This window comes from Arthrobacter sp. GCM10027362 (assembly GCF_042679445.1).
Taxonomy (GTDB): domain Bacteria; phylum Actinomycetota; class Actinomycetes; order Actinomycetales; family Micrococcaceae; genus Crystallibacter.
Genome location: NZ_JBHTML010000368.1, coordinates 1 through 1,384, shown reverse-complemented (window position 1 = coordinate 1,384; position 1,384 = coordinate 1). Strand labels below are relative to the sequence as shown.

Sequence of the window (1,384 nt, the reverse complement as noted above, 5' to 3'; positions counted from 1 at the left end):
CGTTCCGGCCAACAGCGCCAGCACGGCCCCGGGCATCCCCTCCGGCCAGGGCAGGGCTGCCGCCGGCCAGCCGGCAACGGTGCGGGCCACGGCCGCCACCCACAGGGAGAGCCAGCCCGCCAGCTGGACCGCGGCCGAGGCCGCCCACGGCCACACGGGGACCAGCACGACGGCGGACATGCCGATGATGGTCACGGCCGGCACCACCGGGGCCGCCACAACATTGGCTGCGACCGCGTATGCCGGCAGCTCCGGCTGCAGCAGGACCAGCACCGGAGTGCAGAAGACCTGCGCGGCCAGCGGCAGGCTGACCGCATCCGCCAGCGGCTTGGGCAGGAACCGTTGCAGCCACCGCGAGCAGCGCTCCCCGAAGAGCACCAGGGCCAGGGTGGCCAGCACGGACAGCAGGAAGCCGTAGCTGCCCGCCAGCCACGGGTCCACCAGCAGCAGGACGATGACGGACAGGCAGAGGAAGGCCAACGAAGCACGCCTGCGCCCGGCCAGGAGCGCAAAGACGCCGATGGAGCCCATCGCCGCCGCGCGCAGCACGCTGGGATCCGGCCTAACCAGGAGGATGAAGCCGGCCAGTGCCGCCAGCCCGAGCACGGCCCGCACCGCACGGGGCAGCCGGCAGCTGCCGGCCAGCACGTACACGAAGCCCAGCACATACGAACAGTTCGCCCCGCTGACCGCCAGCAGATGCGTCAGGCCGGCCAGCCGCATCGCCTCGGCCAGGTCCTCGGGCTGGCCCGAACGGTCCCCGAGCACCATGCCGGGCAGCAGCGCCCGGCCATCCGGCGGCAGCGGGCGGACCCTGTCCATGAACCCTTCGCGCAGGCCGTTGACGGCTCCAGCCACCGGCGGGACGCCCGTGCGGTGGAAGCCGGTGGAGGCGACCAGGACGGCGTCGACGGGACCGGGACCGAGGGCGCGGGCCAGCTTCCCGGCCGCCGCCAGTTCGTCCCCGTAGCGGGCCTGCGCCCACGACGGACCGGCGAACACCAGCACCGGGGTGGCCGCCTCAAAGCGCCGGCCACCCGCGGTGGCCTCGCGGATTTCGGCCCGCAGCTGGTACCGGGCGTCCCCGTCGGCAGCCCGCCCGCCCGCCTTGACCTTCGCCGCGTCCGAGAGGGCCACCAGGCGCACGGTGACCGTGGCCTCGCCCTCGACTGCCGCGCGGATGGGACCGCTGAGCCGCTCTGCCTGGCGGACGCCAAGGACCAGGGAGAGCAGGGCCGCGGCGCTGCACAGCACCAGCACGGCGGTGCGCAGGCCACCGCTGCCCGGCCGCAGCACCATGCGCAGCAGGGTGGCCAGGACCGCGGCGAACAGCAGTGCCGCCAGGACGAAGGCCGTTCCACGGGGCGCATGCGGCAGCCCGAGC

General features: G+C 74.9%; 1 protein-coding gene. It reads right to left on the bottom strand.

Annotated elements, in window-relative coordinates; genetic code table 11:
- On the bottom strand, positions 1 to 1,384 hold a 1,384-nt coding region (locus ACFQ36_RS22720), incomplete at both ends, for a ComEC/Rec2 family competence protein (RefSeq protein WP_377017841.1).